We start from the raw sequence: 14,108 nt of genomic DNA, 5'->3' as shown, positions 1-14,108 counted from the left end.
CAATAAGGCGAATTTGTCTTAAGAGAAGGGAGACGACATCAATGGCTAAAGATGATGTAATTGAAATTGAAGGCACTGTCACTGAGACGCTGCCAAACGCAATGTTCAAGGTAGAATTAGAAAACGGTCATACTATATTAGCTCACGTATCCGGCAAAATACGCATGCACTTTATTCGCATTCTGCCTGGTGATAAAGTGACTGTTGAGCTTTCACCGTATGACTTAACTCGCGGACGAATCACTTACAGATTCAAATAATCTGAGTTACACTCCGATTGATCTAAGGAGGTTAGGTACATGAAAGTGAGACCATCAGTTAAACCTATCTGCGAAAAGTGTAAAGTTATCCGCAGACGAGGCAAAGTAATGGTTATTTGTGAAAACCCTAAACATAAACAAAAACAAGGCTAATTAAAGAGGAGGTGCACACCTATGGCACGTATTGCTGGTGTTGATATTCCACGTGACAAACGTATTGTCATTTCATTAACATATATCTACGGTATCGGTAAAGCTACAGCTCAAAAAATCTTAGCTGAAACTGGTATCTCTGAAGATACACGCGCTCGCGACTTAACGGAAGATGAATTAAACAAAATCCGTGAAGCGATCGATTCATTAAAAGTTGAAGGTGACCTTCGTCGTGAAATCTCATTAAACATCAAACGTTTAATGGAAATCGGCTGCTACCGCGGTCTTCGTCACCGTCGTGGACTACCTGTTCGTGGTCAAAATACTAAAAACAACGCTCGTACACGTAAAGGACCTCGTCGTACAGTAGCGAACAAGAAAAAATAATTAATTTGTAAAGGAGGTTACTATTCATGGCTCGTAAAACAAACACTCGTAAACGTCGTGTGAAAAAGAATATTGAAGCTGGTGTTGCACATATCCGTTCAACATTCAACAACACTATTGTTACTATCACTGACACTCACGGAAATGCAATTTCATGGTCAAGTGCCGGTGCACTAGGCTTCAGAGGTTCTCGTAAATCTACTCCATTCGCAGCTCAAATGGCAGCTGAAACTGCAGCTAAAGCTTCAATGGAACACGGTTTAAAAACTCTTGAAGTTACAGTTAAAGGACCTGGTTCAGGTCGTGAAGCTGCTATTCGTGCTCTTCAAGCTGCTGGATTAGAAGTTACAGCTATTAAAGACGTAACTCCAGTTCCGCATAACGGATGCCGTCCACCAAAACGTCGCCGTGTATAATTTTTCTGTATAAAACTAGTATCTTTCGTCTATAATGGGTTATGATACATTATTATGTTTGCAGATGATTAATTAGTTGTTGCGCATAGTCGAGAACAATTACATGGGGGAATTTCGGTTAGAACCTAACTAATATACTAACCGAGGTTTTGACGTTTTGAAGGAGGGTTTAGTGATGATCGAAATAGAAAAACCAAAAATCGAAACGGTTGAAATCAGCGATGACACCAAGTACGGAAAATTCGTCGTCGAGCCGCTTGAGCGTGGATATGGTACAACTTTAGGGAACTCCCTTCGTCGTATTTTATTATCTTCACTGCCAGGTGCAGCTGTCACATCTATTCAAATAGATGGAGTTCTACATGAGTTCTCAACAATTGAAGGCGTAGTAGAAGATGTAACTTCTATTATTCTTAACGTTAAGAAATTAGCGCTAAAAATCTACTCTGATGAAGAGAAGACGCTTGAAATTGATGTACAGAGTGAAGGAGTAGTCACTGCTGCTGATATTACACATGACAGCGACGTGGAAATTCTAAATCCAGATTTGCACATTGCTACTATTGGTAAAGGCGGCCATCTACGCATGAGATTAACTGCTCGTCGCGGACGTGGCTATACACCAGCTGAACAAAACAAACGTGATGATCAGCCAATAGGTGTGATTCCAATCGACTCTATTTATACTCCTGTTGCACGTGTTTCATATCAAGTTGAAAACACACGTGTAGGGCAAATGACAAATTACGATAAGCTTACGCTTGATGTTTGGACTGATGGAAGCACTGGTCCAAAAGAAGCAATTGCATTAGGATCTAAGATTTTAACAGAGCACTTAAATATCTTCGTTGGTCTTACTGATGAAGCACAAAATGCTGAAATTATGGTTGAAAAAGAAGAAGATCAAAAAGAAAAAGTTCTAGAGATGACTATCGAAGAACTAGACCTTTCTGTTCGTTCTTACAACTGCTTAAAGCGTGCTGGAATCAATACTGTTCAAGAGCTTGCTCATAAAACAGAAGAAGATATGATGAAAGTACGTAATCTAGGACGCAAATCTCTTGAAGAGGTTAAAGCAAAACTAGATGAGCTTGGATTAGGTCTTCGTAAAGACGACTAATTAAGCATTTATAGATAATAATTTCAACAAAGGAGGGAAACTTTCAATGGGTTACAGAAAGTTAGGACGCACTAGTTCTCAACGTAAAGCATTACTTCGTGATTTGGCTACTGACCTAATCGTTTTCGAGCGTATCGAAACTACTGAAGCTAAAGCAAAAGAGCTTCGTTCTGTAGTGGAAAAAATGATCACTCTTGGTAAACGTGGTGACTTGCACGCTCGTCGTCAAGCAGCAGCATTCATCCGCAAAGAAGTTGCTAATGAGGAATCTGGTCAAGACGCACTTCAAAAATTATTCAGCGATATCGCACCTCGTTACGAAGATCGCCAAGGCGGTTACACTCGTATCATGAAAATGGGTCCACGTCGTGGTGACGGAGCTCCAATGGTAGTTATCGAGTTAGTTTAATTATATTTTCCAAAAAGGGTGGGGACAGTTTAGAACTAACGTGTTCTTGCCCTTTTTTTACAATTAACATTCTGCCAATTTTCTAAATTGACAGTGATTGTAATGAGAAATACGCAATTAGAGTGTTACGATGGCTGCACAATCTTTATCCGTGCTTCACGTCTAGCTCTCGCACCCCTCCTCGCTTTTGCTAAATAAGCTAAGGGTATACGCTGCTATTTTCGCTAAGGAACTTTTGGTTTCCTTTAGGGGGGGTGCAGCGTTTTTTAATATACATAAAATAATAGAAGTTTCTGGACGAGCTGATGAAAAGCGTTATACACTTCTAATTAGGGACTTATGACGATGTGCAGAGCTATAAATACGGAGGTGCTTGCATGAGCAAGGAATTAATGAAAGTGAATCATGTTTCGTTTACATATGATGGACAAGCAGAACAAGCGCTGACGGATGTCTCTCTTTCCATTATGGAAGGGGAATGGCTTGCAATAGTCGGTCATAACGGTTCCGGAAAGTCAACGTTGGCGAAGCTGCTAAACGGACTGCATTTCCCAGAGTCGGGCGAAATATATGTAAATGGACTACAGCTAACGAACGAGACGGTCTGGGATATTAGAAAAGAAGTAGGTATGGTCTTTCAAAATCCGGATAATCAGTTTGTGGGAACAACTGTTCAAGATGATGTGGCTTTTGGTTTAGAAAATAACGGGATTCCCCGTGAAGTTATGGTCGAAAGGCTGCATTGGGCTTTGGAAAGCGTCAAAATGGAAGCATTTCTCGATCAAGAGCCGCACCATCTTTCGGGAGGGCAAAAGCAGAGAGTGGCGATTGCCTCAGTACTGGCCCTGCAGCCGAGCATCATAATTCTCGATGAGGCAACCTCCATGCTTGATCCTCGGGGCAGAGAAGAGTTAATCGAGCTTGTGAGACGGTTGAGGGAAGTTCAAAAGATTACGGTTGTTTCGATTACTCATGATTTGAATGAAGCAGCACAGGCAGACCGCATCATTGTCATGAATAAAGGAAAGGTGTATAGAGAGGGGAAACCGGCTGATATCTTCAGGTTGGATGAAGAGCTTTCTGCTATCGGTTTGGATATTCCTTTTGCTATAAAACTTTCTAAGGCACTATATGATCAGCACGTGCCGATATCCGGTCGACATTTATTATTTGAACAGTTGGTGAAAGAGCTATGCGCATTGAATTCCGAGAAGTAGAATATCGCTATCAAATGAATACACCTTTTGAACGGATGGCGATTCATGATGTCAATCTCGAACTTGCATCCGGTAAATACTATGCGGTGATCGGACAAACGGGGTCCGGCAAATCAACGTTGCTGCAGCATTTGAATGGACTTTTGCGTCCGACAAGAGGCGAAGTACAAATCGGAGATCGTGTTATCTCAGCAAACAAGAAGCAGAAGGATCTGAAGCCAATTCGAAAAAAAGTAGGCATTGTATTTCAGTTTCCGGAACATCAGCTATTTGAAGAAACAGTTGAAAAAGATATTTGCTTCGGTCCTATGAACTTCGGTGTACAAGAAGCAGAAGCGAAGAAAATAGCTCGCCAAGTAATCGGTCTGGTTGGGTTATCTGAGGATATTTTACAAAAATCACCATTTGACTTGTCGGGAGGACAAATGCGGCGGGTAGCAATCGCAGGAGTATTAGCGATGGAGCCCGAAGTGATTGTACTTGATGAGCCGACAGCAGGATTGGATCCGCGTGGACGCAGTGAGATTATGGACTTATTTGCTTCACTGCATAAAGAGAAAAACTTAACAACCATTTTAGTTACGCACAGTATGGAAGACGCCGCTGTTTATGCAGATGAGATTATCGTTATGCGAGAAGGAACGGTTTTTAAAAAAGGTGCGCCTCTCGATATTTTCTCTCAACCGGAGCAGTTGCTCGAGATTGGCTTGGATGTACCAGAGACTGTTCGCTTTCAATTGCTTCTTCAGAAAGAGGCCGGCTACCGTTTTGACAGGCCTTGCTTATCGATAGAGTCATTGGCAGCTGAAGTAGCTGAAGTGCTGAAAAGGGGGTCTTCTATATGCTAGAGAGCATGCTGATCGGACGCTACGTGCCCGCGAATTCAGTGCTGCATCGAATGGATCCCCGTTCGAAATTGCTGCTTGTTTTTCTTTTTGTTTGTATCGTGTTTATTGCTAATAATACGATCACGTACGCTATTTTAGGTTTGTACACCTTAATTCTTGTGTATCTGTCTAAAATCCAGTTACGATTCATTATAAATGGATTGAAGCCTGTCTTATTCTTAATCTTATTCACTTTCTTTCTGCATGTGTTTTTCACAAAAGAGGGAGATGTGTTATGGGACTTTGGCTGGTTGCAAATTTATGAAGGCGGGTTGCGACAAGGGATATATATTTCCTTGCGCTTTACGTATTTGATATTGATCACGACTTTATTGACGCTTACAACAACACCAATCACATTAACAGACGGCTTGGAGAGTTTGCTGAACCCGTTCAAGAAACTGAAAATGCCGGTTCATGAGCTGGCGTTAATGATGAGCATTTCGCTCCGCTTCATTCCGACTTTGCTTGAGGAAACATCAAAGATCATGAAGGCGCAGGCAGCAAGAGGCGTTGATTTTTCGACAGGGCCGATTAAAGAACGCATTAAAGCTATTGTACCTTTGCTCGTTCCATTGTTCGTCAGCTCTTTTAAACGGGCTGAAGAGTTAGCAACCGCAATGGAGGCAAGAGGCTATCGCGGAGGCGAAGGAAGAACGAAATATCGTCAGTTAAAATGGAACTTGGCCGATACGCTGCTAATGTTATCGCTAGCTGTATTGTCAATTATTCTTTTTTATTTCAGAATGTAGGAGTTATGTAAGATGCAACGAATGAAATGTATCATTTCGTATGATGGAACGTTATTTTCCGGCTATCAAGTCCAAGTGGACAAGCGCACCATTCAGAGTGAGCTTGAGGCTGTTTTGGAAAAGATGCATAAGAAGGCTGTAAAGGTTGTGGCATCCGGCCGGACAGATGCAGGTGTGCATGCGCTTGGGCAGGTTATACACTTTGATACGCATTTGGACATTCCTGCCGACAGGTGGGTCCAGGCAATGAATGCAATGCTGCCGAAAGATATTGCTGTCTTGTCAGCTGAACCCGTTTCCGAAAATTTTCATGCGAGATATGACGCCGAAGGAAAAACCTATAAATATGAGATTCAACTGAGTAAGATTAGAAATCCGCTCATGCGCCACCATGCATTTCATTATCCGTATCCGATTGATGTCGGAAGGATTAAAAAGGCTATTGGATATGCGCTAGGCACACATGATTTCTCGAGTTTCTGTGCAGCCAATACAGATGTGAAAGACAAAGTCCGTACTATCCATTCGATTGATTGTGTGCAGGCAGGCGATCTGTTGACGCTCACGTATACAGGCAATGGATTTTTGTACAATATGGTACGGATATTAACTGGTACGCTGATCGAAATCGGCTCAGGTAAACGAGAGCCGGAAGAAATGGCCGGCATTATAGCAGCACGTGACCGTAGCGCAGCCGGTAAGACTGCACCACCACAAGGACTTTATTTAAAGGAAGTATATTATCTGAATAAATAGCGTGATGAAATTGATTTATATCACAAAGGGCTTTCCACCATCTGTAAGAAGGGTTAAATTTGAAGAACATTATCTTGACAATCACACCTATAATAGTTAATATAATATGGTATGTATTTTATTTAATCCCACGATGAGCCCCGGAAGAGTTTTTCGTGATTGTAAATAAATAAACTAATTTTTCTTAAATTATTAGGAGGTAAAATAATGCGTACGACATTCATGGCGAAAGCAAATGAAATCGAGCGTAAATGGTATGTGATCGACGCACAAGGCCAAACATTAGGTCGTCTTGCTAGCGAAGTAGCATCTATCTTACGTGGTAAAAATAAACCGACATTCACACCGCACGTTGACACTGGTGATCATGTAATTATTATCAATGCTTCAGAAATTCACTTAACAGGTAAAAAGTTGACTGACAAAATCTATCGTCGTCACACAATGCACCCAGGTGGATTGAAAGAAAGAACAGCATTAGAAATGAAAACTAAATACCCTGAGCAAATGTTAGAGCTTGCTATTAAAGGTATGCTTCCAAAGAACTCTCTTGGACGTCAAATGTTTAAAAAATTACACGTATATGCTGGCGCTGAGCACAATCAACAAGCTCAAAAACCAGAAGTATACGAATTACGCGGATAATTTTAAAAGGAGGTAACTATCTTGGCACAAGTTCAATATTATGGAACAGGTCGTCGTAAAAGTTCAGTAGCTCGCGTACGTTTAGTACCAGGCGAAGGACGTATTATCATTAACGACCGTGATATTAATGAATATTTCCCATTCGATACTCTTATTTTAGTTGTAAAACAACCATTAGTAGCTACAGAAACTACTGGAAACTACGATGTGCTTGTAAACGTATCTGGCGGTGGCTTCACTGGTCAAGCTGGTGCAATCCGTCACGGTATTGCACGTGCTTTACTTCAAGCTGATCCTGCATACCGTCCAGCACTTAAATCTGCAGGCTTCTTAACTCGTGATGCACGTATGAAAGAGCGTAAAAAATACGGTCTTAAAGGTGCTCGTCGCGCGCCTCAGTTCTCAAAACGTTAATTTTTATATTACCGTTTCAAGGCTCTCAAACCATTTTGGTTTGGGAGTCTTTTTTGTATTTAAAGAGCCTATGCACCCCAGATGGGACATAGGCTCTTTAAGTGCGCCCGGCATGGGTGCAATCTATAGGGTGAAAGTCCCGAGCTGTGAAGGCAGAAGTAACAGTTAGCTTAACGCAAGGGTGTCCGTGGTGACGCGGAATCTGAAGGAAGCGGGCGGCAAACTTCCGGTCTGAGGAACACGAACTTCATAGAAGGCTAAGTATCATTGGATGAGTTTGCTTAACAAAACAAAGTCCTTTCTGCCGAAGGTGATACAGAGTAAATGAAGCAGATAGATGGAAAGAAAGATTGCACTCTTACCCGGGGAGCTCTGATGGAAACGTGAAGTACCCTTCATAACCTGCTTAGCGATAAGCAGCTGAACCATCAGAAGTCAGCAGAGGTCATAGTACGGATGGGTCTAGAACCATCCGGAAGGACCGAACAATTAAGAGAGAATAGTCCTTGGCATTCAGTTTGTCACTGTGACCATAGAAAACGTTAGATACCTCACTTGAAGGAGGAAGCGGTGAATCCCGTGGGGGACTTCTCGGAGGATGGAGTGACAACTGGCATAAGAAGATAAACTATTCACGGAAGGAAGTAAGAACGATGTTTTTGAATCAAATTCTGTCACGGGAAAATATGCTTCTCGCACTCAAACGAGTGGAACAGAACAAAGGAAGCCACGGAGTAGATATGATGCCCGTACAAATCCTACGACAGCACATCATCGAAAATTGGACATCCATCAGAGAGGCTATTCTCGAAGGTGCCTATGAACTGAAGCCAGTCCGCAGAGTCGAAATCCCGAAACCTGACGGCGGCATTCGGCTATTAGGTATTCCAACTGTGACAGACCGTTTGATTCAACAAACAATTGCCCAAGTACTCGGTTTAGACAGAAAAGTAAATTAAGTTCTGATTTTTTAGAGGGAATAAGCATTATATTTATACTATATATGGTTTAACAAAGAACACAGAAATAGGAAGAATTGCACCTGGCTTTTCATCGAAAACTATAGGTAGCTCATCGATAAATGAAATGAGTGTATGCTGAATGAAGGAAAGCCTTGAATGAGGTGAAGTTTTGGATAATGTGATATTGACGTTTAAGGAAAAACGAAGAGATAAACAATTGAAATATGAACGGAAAGTATTGAAGGAAATAACCCCAAAAATGTTAAAGGAACGCTTTCAATTATTTTTTAACAATAAGCATTCCTTAGGGGTTGCTTTTTCACAAGTGCTTGAAGAAGGGTGCTATGATGTAGCCATTGAATCTTATTTGCTGGGTGCGAACTTCAGTAAATTCGGTCTATATGGTGAGTCAATCGAAGAGGTGAAGTCGAGATGTTTTTCTGAAGAAAAGCACTTAATTGATACACTGTTTAATTTTATTTTGTACTGGGGAAAAGTCAGCGATTATGATTTGTATAATGAATCTTTGTATTACCAATGCGAAGGATATGTGGATTGCTGGTGGCGGGACGGTTTTGCAAAAGGCGCTAAACGGCACAAGCTTCGCTTGCATTAAAAGGTTCTAAAAGCTCTGCTCGTCCCATAAGGTTATTGTAGGATGAGTAGGAGGGAAGGGGTATGTGGAGCAGACTGAAGTACACAGGTTTGGCGATTGCGATTGTATCGTTATTTTTGATTTTTACATTTCAACTACTTGAAGAATATTCGTGGAAAGCCTGGAATTTGCCGTTAGCGGGAAAGGTGATTATTATTGATCCCGGTCATGGAGGCCCGGACGGCGGAGCGGTTGTGGATGGTGTAGTGGAAAAAGATATAGCTCTTTCGATTTCGAGAATGTTAAGAGATTATCTGCAGGAGCAGGGTGCTTTAGTTATTATGACGAGAGAGGAAGATAGTGACTTAGCAGGGGATGTAGAAGGATACCGAGCCCGAAAAACCGCAGACCTGAAAAAACGGCTGGAGATGATTAATGAGTCGGAAGCGGACTTATTTTTAAGCATTCATTTAAATGCATTTCCATCCTCAAGCTCAAGCGGTGCGCAGACTTTCTATACACTGCGCTATAAAGAGAATAAGTGGGCGGCAACCTTTATACAGGAAGAGTTGAAAAAAAACCTCGAAAATACAAAGAGGGTGGCAAAGCCGATTGATCACGTCTATGTATTGAAGCATGCTAAAAAGCCTGGTGCACTTGTGGAGGTAGGTTTTTTATCGAATGCTAGAGAGAGGCAAGAACTAGCGAGCGAAGAATATCAAGATAAAATAGCCGTTTCGGTTTATAAAGGCGTTATGCGCTTTTTTACAGAAGAACCGATAGATGAGGAAGAAGAAAATTAACTTGCTTACCTTTTATCTGAAAATCTTGAATTAACATTCATTTTGGACAGTTATGATATACTTAAAGATGAGAATGAATTCAAGAGAGGTGCTATTCAATAATGACGGAACAACAAGTAGTAGAGCTGTTAGGGGCCCTGCAAGACCCTTTTCTACATAAAGGTTTGCAAGAAACGAACGGAATTCAAGAAGTTAAAATAAAGCCTGAGAAAAATCATATAAGCGTAAAAATCAATATTGCAAAAACAGGCACTCCGGAACAGTTACAATTGCAAATGAAAGTCGTTGATTTGCTGAAAAAAGCAGGTTTTGAATCGGTTGGGATCCGATTTGGCGCGCTTTCTGAAGAGGAACTGGAAAAATACCGTGGAAGCAATGCTCCTGAAGATGGTTTAGGTCTATTATCACCTACTAGCAAGACAACGTTTATTGCCATCGCCAGCGGTAAAGGCGGTGTCGGCAAGTCGACGGTATCTGTAAACTTGGCAACATCCCTTGCTCGTTTGGGCAAAAAAGTCGGGCTTGTTGATGCGGATATATACGGCTTCAGTGTACCGGATATGATGGGTATCACAAAACGCCCGGTTGTGCGAGGTGAAAGAATTATCCCTGTTGAACGTTTTGGCGTCAAAGTCATTTCAATGGGCTTCTTTGTAGAAGACAATGCACCGATTATATGGCGCGGACCGATGCTTGGAAAGATGCTGAACAATTTCTTTACAGAAGTTGAATGGGGAGAATTGGACTACTTATTGCTGGATCTTCCTCCGGGAACAGGAGACGTAGCATTAGATGTGCACAATATGCTGCCGGCATGTAAAGAAATCATCGTAACTACTCCGCATCCAACGGCGGCTTTTGTAGCAGCTAGAGCGGGTGCGATGGCAATCCGAACAGAACACGAAGTAATTGGTGTCATCGAGAATATGTCCTACTTTGAAAGTAAGGTTACAAAAGAGAAAGAGTATGTATTCGGTCAAGGTGGAGGACAAAAATTAGCTGAAGAACTTCAGACAGAATTGCTGGGTCAGTTGCCATTGCAACAGCCGGACTGGAATGAAGAAGATTTTGCTCCGTCTATTTATGAAGAAGATCATAAATTAGGGCAAATTTATAAAGATATTGCTAAGAAAGTAATTGCAATTATTGAGAAATAAAGAAAAGAAGACCTGCCAGTATGGGACGGGTCTTCTTTCTATTTTTACGGGGTGTTACTTGAGCTGCCGCCGGATTCCCCGCCTTGGCCACCGGATTCTCCGCCGCCATTTCCGCCTCCGCTGCCTGTATCAGTCTGGCTGGATTCGCTGTCGCTCTGTGATTCTGAGGATGCACCACCGGACTGTGAGATTATAGATTGCAGTTTTGCTTGTACTAAAGGGCTGCTAAAGGTTTCAATGATTGCATTTTTTATTTCTTCCCGAATATCGCTGCTTTGAATAACTTTAGTAATTTCTTTTTCCATCTTTGGATCTTGCATGACCTCTAAAAGAAGTTTTCGGTAGTGCGCATCTTCCATTAAATCGATTAGCAACTGTTTGTGGGCAGCTTCTAAGCTTTTGGCATAAGCAGCAGCGAAAGTCGGATCCTTAAATGCTTCTTTCCAAAAAGACATGGCTTGCTTGGATGTCAAATTCTCTTCGATGGAGGTCTTAATAATATCTTGCTCAATAACTAACTGCTCCTTCAGTTCCTTATCAGCTAGTAGTTCAGCTAACGTAGCTTTTCCTTCATCTGTTTTCAGCAGATCGATGACAAGTTGTTTTGTTACTTCGTATTGACTGTCTTGCGTACCGGAGGGGTTGCCATTCGAACATGCTGTAAGGAGGATGAATAGGAGGAGAGTGAACAACATTTGTTTCTTCATAACGGAATTTCCCTTCAATTCTAGTTCTACTGTTAAGTTGGGCAGAATTTTGAACTTTATGCCTCGTTTAGATATTTTGTAGAAATTCCTCTTTTATATTGGTACAATTACCCTAAAAGTACAATTATTGGGGGAACGGTCAGTGAATAGTCGTCAATTGGTACGCTTATTTTTCTCTACCTTGTTAATAGGGGGAGTATCAGCAGGTATTGTTGGCTTTTTGGTAAGGTGGGAGCAATTCGATCCGCTGTTTGAGGCCGGAAATGTAATGGAGATTTTATCGACATTCGTATGGCTGATGGGTGTCGGATTAATTTTTAGTGTCATCAGTCAGATGAGCTTCTTTGCGTATTTAACAATCCATCGCTTTGGGATTAGCATTTTTAAGAATATGTGGAGCGGAGTGCAAATTGTCCTGATAGTATTTGTGTTATTTGATTTAATTTACTTGCGTTATAATGCCTTCAATGAGGGAGAAGGTTTAATGCCGTACATCGGTTTAGCCGGACTTGTATTGGCTGTTGGTCTTTTAGTTGCATACGTGAAAATGAAACAGACAAATAGTCAAGCGTTTATTCCGGCTCTGTTTTTTATGACCGTTTTTACAGTTTTACAGTGGGTACCGGTTTTAGTTGAGAACGACCAAGGATGGCTATATTTCATGTTGTGGCCGCTTTTGATTTGCAATAGCTATCAACTTCTGACATTACATAAAATCAATGAGAGAATTGCGCGTGAGATTGAGAAGAAACAAGTGACGGCAAGATAATGAAATTTCAACGGTGTGAGAACAAGTGTTCTGTAAGGTTGAAGCGACAGTTTCATGAACTGTCGCTTTTTTCATGCTTTAGGACATTATAAAATTTCACATTGAGTATCATTTAAAAAAGTATATCGTCTCTCGGTCGGTGGTCACCAGTTCATACGGTGCTAAACAGGGCGCTTGCGCTTTTGTGCCTTACTTAATTTCTTCTGTTCTGACGGACGAATTGGAGACCATCTGCGAGACAGTGACCATTTTTAGATTTTTATCGCGAATTGTCTTCAAGATATCAGGGATGGCTTCAGCGGTTTGTTGAGCGGAATCAGAGGCATGAAATAATAAAATGTCGCCTTCCTTTACATCTTTTATATTGCTGATGATTTTGTTGATTCCCGGATTGGTCCAGTCTTTGGAATCAACACTCCAATGGACAATTGTGTAGCCGAATTGCTCGCTCACGTCTAAGAGGCGTTTATCGAAGTGGCCGGTTGGTGAACGGAGGTATTTTACTTCTTGAATACCCAACTTTTTAAAAGCTTCTCGACCTTTAATGATATCCTTTGTGATTTCCGTGTTTTCTGCACTGGCGTAATTAACGTAGTTGTAACCTAACAGACCAATCTCATACCGTTGCTCAAGCATCTTCTCGACAAGATGCGGATGTCGTTCTGCCCATGCCCCGGATATGAAAAAGGTAGCGGCTTTGACGTCATTCTTCTTCAGTTCTTCTAAAATAATAGCTGCCTTTTCATCGCCCCAGCCTATATTGAAGGTGAGGGCTACATTCTTTTCACCCCGATATACAGCTTTAGGCCCGTCTTTTGTCGAAAATACAGGAGTCTCTGTTGAATATTGGATGAATAGAAACCAGGCTGTGAAAAATGCCAACATAACAATGAAGAGTGTTAATTTTATTTTTTTCACAGAGAGCGCTATAAAAAAGTTCAATGTAATCACCTCAATCATCTATATATTCCACTTTATGCTTGTACATAAAAGATATGACTGGCGAAATACATATTCGAACTGATAGTGGTGAGAATATAAGTGATTTGTACAGATGAGGTGATAGAATGCTTGGGATTTTATTGACTGATGTTGAAAAGCAGGAAATTGAGTATTTGGTGAAGCGGGAAATGGATGAGCTTCTTTATGATTTTGAGGATAAGAAAATAGAAGGGATTGTTAAGCGGGCTATGGAGGAACGCTATAGTATCCTGTTTAAGTTATATTCTAAGCTTGCTAGTCCGGCAGCGTGTTCGCGTTATGTTCGAAGCCGGAAATTTAATTAAAAGTTTTTGCGAAAAAGTTATTGACTTCTATTTTAGATGCTGGTATATTAATAAACGTCGTCGCGATACAACAAATAATTAAGAAAAAACTTCTTAAAAAAGTTGTTGACACAGGCGGCACGAAATGTTAAATTAATAAAGTCGCTTCTGAGTGAAGTGGAGAAAATAAAAAAAGTTGTTGACAAACAATTGAGTTAATGTTATTATAAAAAAGCTTCTGTTTGAAACAACGGATTGATCTTTGAAAACTAAACAAAACAAAAACGTCAACGTTAATTCTAATAAAACGTTTCGGCATTGATCGAAACAAAACTTTTTATTTTATGAGCTTTATCAAACACTTTTTGGAGAGTTTGATCCTGGCTCAGGACGAACGCTGGCGGCGTGCCTAATACATGCAAGTCGAGCGGACA

The 14,108-nt window shown here is 41.1% G+C and carries 19 protein-coding genes, 1 rRNA gene and 1 pseudogene; 19 read left to right on the top strand and 2 right to left on the bottom strand.

The window, feature by feature from the left end:
• The first annotated feature begins 41 nt into the window (after positions 1-41).
• From infA to IEO70_RS09475, 16 genes and pseudogenes are all read left to right on the top strand, one after another.
• A complete protein-coding gene (gene infA / locus IEO70_RS09550; RefSeq protein WP_019244399.1) occupies positions 42-260 on the top strand; it encodes a translation initiation factor IF-1 in 219 nt (72 codons plus the stop codon).
• A gap of 39 nt (positions 261-299) precedes the next feature.
• Complete coding sequence (rpmJ, locus tag IEO70_RS09545; protein ID WP_000868344.1) at positions 300-413, top strand: 50S ribosomal protein L36; 114 nt, start codon at positions 300-302, stop codon at positions 411-413.
• A 21-nt stretch (positions 414-434) separates the two neighbouring features.
• Positions 435-800 (top strand): 30S ribosomal protein S13, encoded by a 366-nt coding sequence (gene rpsM, locus IEO70_RS09540; protein ID WP_190998151.1) that lies wholly within the window; start codon positions 435-437, stop codon positions 798-800.
• A gap of 26 nt (positions 801-826) precedes the next feature.
• On the top strand, positions 827-1,216 hold the full coding sequence (gene rpsK, locus IEO70_RS09535) for a 30S ribosomal protein S11 (protein WP_190998150.1): 390 nt from the start codon (positions 827-829) through the stop codon (positions 1,214-1,216).
• A 175-nt stretch (positions 1,217-1,391) separates the two neighbouring features.
• On the top strand, positions 1,392-2,336 hold the full coding sequence (locus IEO70_RS09530) for a DNA-directed RNA polymerase subunit alpha (protein WP_190998149.1): 945 nt from the start codon (positions 1,392-1,394) through the stop codon (positions 2,334-2,336).
• A gap of 46 nt (positions 2,337-2,382) precedes the next feature.
• Positions 2,383-2,745 carry a 50S ribosomal protein L17 gene (gene rplQ / locus IEO70_RS09525; protein WP_190998148.1) on the top strand — a complete coding sequence of 121 codons (363 nt, stop codon included), beginning with the start codon at positions 2,383-2,385 and terminating at the stop codon, positions 2,743-2,745.
• Between the two features lie 377 nt (positions 2,746-3,122).
• Positions 3,123-3,962: an energy-coupling factor ABC transporter ATP-binding protein gene (locus IEO70_RS09520; RefSeq protein WP_190998147.1), complete on the top strand. Its 840-nt coding sequence runs from the start codon at positions 3,123-3,125 to the stop codon at positions 3,960-3,962.
• On the top strand, positions 3,938-4,810 hold the full coding sequence (locus IEO70_RS09515) for an energy-coupling factor ABC transporter ATP-binding protein (RefSeq protein ID WP_190998146.1): 873 nt from the start codon (positions 3,938-3,940) through the stop codon (positions 4,808-4,810). Before IEO70_RS09520 ends, IEO70_RS09515 begins: the two co-directional genes overlap by 25 nt.
• Entirely contained in the window at positions 4,804-5,601 is a 798-nt protein-coding gene (locus tag IEO70_RS09510) for an energy-coupling factor transporter transmembrane component T family protein (RefSeq protein ID WP_190998145.1), read from the top strand. Before IEO70_RS09515 ends, IEO70_RS09510 begins: the two co-directional genes overlap by 7 nt.
• A gap of 12 nt (positions 5,602-5,613) precedes the next feature.
• Complete coding sequence (gene truA / locus IEO70_RS09505; RefSeq protein WP_190998144.1) at positions 5,614-6,357, top strand: tRNA pseudouridine(38-40) synthase TruA; 744 nt, start codon at positions 5,614-5,616, stop codon at positions 6,355-6,357.
• A gap of 207 nt (positions 6,358-6,564) precedes the next feature.
• Positions 6,565-7,002: a 50S ribosomal protein L13 gene (gene rplM, locus IEO70_RS09500; RefSeq protein WP_190998143.1), complete on the top strand. Its 438-nt coding sequence runs from the start codon at positions 6,565-6,567 to the stop codon at positions 7,000-7,002.
• 21 nt (positions 7,003-7,023) lie between these two features.
• Entirely contained in the window at positions 7,024-7,416 is a 393-nt protein-coding gene (rpsI, locus tag IEO70_RS09495) for a 30S ribosomal protein S9 (protein ID WP_190998142.1), read from the top strand.
• A 653-nt stretch (positions 7,417-8,069) separates the two neighbouring features.
• Positions 8,070-8,351, top strand: a pseudogene (locus tag IEO70_RS09490) (group II intron reverse transcriptase/maturase); the annotation flags it as partial.
• A gap of 196 nt (positions 8,352-8,547) precedes the next feature.
• The gene (locus tag IEO70_RS09485; protein ID WP_190998141.1) at positions 8,548-8,994 is read left to right on the top strand and encodes a DUF2521 family protein; all 447 of its coding nucleotides are present in this window, start codon (positions 8,548-8,550) and stop codon (positions 8,992-8,994) included.
• A gap of 62 nt (positions 8,995-9,056) precedes the next feature.
• A complete protein-coding gene (gene cwlD, locus IEO70_RS09480) occupies positions 9,057-9,776 on the top strand; it encodes an N-acetylmuramoyl-L-alanine amidase CwlD (RefSeq protein WP_190998140.1) in 720 nt (239 codons plus the stop codon).
• Between the two features lie 98 nt (positions 9,777-9,874).
• The gene (locus tag IEO70_RS09475) at positions 9,875-10,933 is read left to right on the top strand and encodes an Mrp/NBP35 family ATP-binding protein (RefSeq protein ID WP_190998203.1); all 1,059 of its coding nucleotides are present in this window, start codon (positions 9,875-9,877) and stop codon (positions 10,931-10,933) included.
• Between the two features lie 44 nt (positions 10,934-10,977).
• Here the strand turns inward: IEO70_RS09475 and gerD are convergent, their stop codons facing one another.
• Positions 10,978-11,640, bottom strand: a complete 663-nt coding sequence (gene gerD, locus IEO70_RS09470) for a spore germination lipoprotein GerD (RefSeq protein ID WP_190998139.1) — start codon at positions 11,638-11,640, stop codon at positions 10,978-10,980.
• A 142-nt stretch (positions 11,641-11,782) separates the two neighbouring features.
• Between gerD and IEO70_RS09465 the strand changes: the two genes are divergently transcribed.
• Positions 11,783-12,409, top strand: a complete 627-nt coding sequence (locus IEO70_RS09465) for a KinB-signaling pathway activation protein (protein WP_190998138.1) — start codon at positions 11,783-11,785, stop codon at positions 12,407-12,409.
• Between the two features lie 189 nt (positions 12,410-12,598).
• Here the strand turns inward: IEO70_RS09465 and IEO70_RS09460 are convergent, their stop codons facing one another.
• Positions 12,599-13,351 carry a polysaccharide deacetylase family protein gene (locus IEO70_RS09460; protein ID WP_190998202.1) on the bottom strand — a complete coding sequence of 251 codons (753 nt, stop codon included), beginning with the start codon at positions 13,349-13,351 and terminating at the stop codon, positions 12,599-12,601.
• A 125-nt stretch (positions 13,352-13,476) separates the two neighbouring features.
• On the opposite strand from IEO70_RS09460, the gene IEO70_RS09455 reads away from it, so the two are divergent.
• Positions 13,477-13,695 carry a hypothetical protein gene (locus tag IEO70_RS09455; protein ID WP_190998137.1) on the top strand — a complete coding sequence of 73 codons (219 nt, stop codon included), beginning with the start codon at positions 13,477-13,479 and terminating at the stop codon, positions 13,693-13,695.
• A gap of 341 nt (positions 13,696-14,036) precedes the next feature.
• Positions 14,037-14,108: ribosomal RNA gene (locus tag IEO70_RS09450) — 16S ribosomal RNA — on the top strand; the annotation flags it as partial.

It is taken from the genome of Peribacillus faecalis, from assembly GCF_014712675.1.
In the GTDB taxonomy this organism is placed as follows: Bacteria; Bacillota; Bacilli; order Bacillales; family DSM-1321; genus Bacillus_AD; species Bacillus_AD faecalis.
The sequence above is the reverse complement of the archived record's forward strand: the minus strand, read 5'-3'. Positions and strand labels throughout refer to the sequence as shown.